This is a genomic window from Paenibacillus sp. A3, assembly GCF_001399685.1.
GTDB lineage: Bacteria > Bacillota > Bacilli > Paenibacillales > NBRC-103111 > Paenibacillus_G.
Genome location: NZ_JTHN01000386.1, coordinates 1 through 1,969 on the forward strand (window position 1 = coordinate 1; position 1,969 = coordinate 1,969).

Here is a 1,969-nt window from a genome sequence, read left to right on the forward strand (position 1 = left end):
TCTCCGCCGTCTACGACGACCGTGCCGCCGGGATTGACCGAACGGAAATCGTCGACGATGCCGCCGAGCGTTTCAATGCCGCCCTGCGCCTGATTGCGCTTCTTGTCAAAGCCCACTTCGATATGGCCGTGAATGTCGTTCGTGGTAAGAATATCGATAACCTGGAAAAGGACCGGTTTCAGCGCCTTGACCGCTTCGTCGCGGGTCACGGAACCCTTCGGATCGAAATTGCCGTCCAGCTTCGGCTCAAACAGGCCAGCGAGCACCCCGTAAGCGACATACGGACGGGACGATTCGCTGATGGAGGAAGCGTCCTTGAAGTAGCTCAGAACGTTCTGGTTTACTTTCGGCGTCTGGCCTTTGGCGAGGGCGCGCACGACGAGGACGGCCAGTTCTTCGCGGGTCACCGGACGGTTCGGCTCGAAGAGGCCGCTATCGTCTTTGGATACGATGCCGGCGGCGACGGCGTTGGTGACCGCTTCAAGCTGCCACGCCTCCAAGTCGGAGAAAGGCTGCGCCGATTTGTCGCTCTTCGCCAGCTTGGCTGCCCGGTTCAGCATGGTGACGAGCTCCGCGCGGGTCACCGGCCGGCTGCCGCGCAGGTCGGTGTCGTTCGGGTACCCTTCGACCGCTCCTTTCTCGAAGGCCAGCTGCATGTCCGATTTGGCCGGAGTCGAAGCGGCGGCTTTGGTCGCCGTCGCTGGTTCGGCCGCCAGCGCGTAAGGAATGCCCGAGAGTCCGGGCACGCTCAGCAGCGAAGCGGAGAGCACCGATAGGACGGCGGTTTTTTTCCAGTGGGACGAATGCTTGGTCAAATGATTTTCCTCCTAAATTATGGTTATATATGGTAACGAATCTATTATAGCGGATAATTGTCATCGCGGTGTGAACGCGATTCATATTTTTTTTGATGAAGCGGGCCTTGAAAGTTTGCTATAATAGAACGATCACGAACGATCGAGGTGCGACCGATGCAAAAATATTTAGATCTGCTGCAGGACATCATGGCGAACGGAGTGCGCAAGGAGGACCGTACCGGAACGGGGACCATCTCGGTATTCGGGCGGCAGCTCCGGTTCGACTTGTCCGAAGGCTTTCCGTTGCTGACGACGAAAAAGCTCCACATCCGCTCGATCTTGCACGAGCTGCTGTGGTTTTTGAGCGGGGACACGAATATCCGCTACTTGCAAGAGAACGGCGTTACGATATGGGACGAGTGGGCGGACGAGAACGGCAATCTCGGACCGGTCTACGGCTCGCAGTGGCGTTCGTGGCCGGCGCCGGACGGACGGAGCATCGACCAGATCGCCAAGCTGGTCGAACAGATTAAGCGGAATCCCGATTCGCGCAGGCATCTGGTCAGCGCATGGAACCCCGCCGAAGTGGACAACATGGCGCTGCCGCCTTGCCATTATGCGTTCCAGTTTTATGTCGCGGACGGCAAGCTGTCGTGCTTGTTTAACATGCGTTCGGTCGATACGTTTCTCGGGCTGCCGTTCAACATCGCAAGCTATGCGTTCCTGACGCATATGGTGGCGCAGCAGTGCGATCTGCAGCCGGGTGAGCTGATCTGGACGGGCGGGGACGTGCATATCTACGCCAACCATGTGGAGCAGGTCAACCTGCAGCTGACCCGCGAGCCGTATCCGCTGCCGCAGCTTGTGATCAAGCGGAAGCCGGATTCGCTGTTCGATTACCGGTTCGAGGATTTCGAGATCGTCGGGTATCAGAGCCATCCGTCGATCAAAGCGCCGATTGCGGTATAACGAGAGCTTACGGGGGCATCATGAGGCAACAAGGACGCTTGCGGTTCGCAAAGCGGCAGAGTGTTGAGAAAGAGGTTTTTGATAAAATAGAGATACATACGGAGGTGGGGTATCTGCTGGAGGAGCGATAGCGTTCGCCTTTGTCTGCGGGAAATATCCGCTACTAAGCGGCTTCAAATATAGATTTCCTGCAGACCCGGGGG

2 protein-coding genes are annotated in these 1,969 nt (G+C 57.6%); one reads left to right on the plus strand and one right to left on the minus strand.

Annotated elements, in window-relative coordinates; translation table 11 throughout:
• On the minus strand, positions 1–815 hold an 815-nt coding region (locus QJ48_RS34835; RefSeq protein ID WP_193394553.1), incomplete at its 3' end, for an S-layer homology domain-containing protein.
• Between the two features lie 156 nt (positions 816–971).
• Here QJ48_RS34835 and thyA point away from each other — a divergent pair.
• A complete protein-coding gene (gene thyA, locus QJ48_RS34840) occupies positions 972–1,766 on the plus strand; it encodes a thymidylate synthase (protein WP_054977814.1) in 795 nt (264 codons plus the stop codon).
• Positions 1,767–1,969: the final 203 nt, after the last annotated feature.

Coding starts and splice junctions, on each gene's coding strand:
- thyA (WP_054977814.1), top strand. CDS start 972: ATGCAAAAATATTTAGATCTGCTGCAGGACATCATGGCGAACGGAGTG.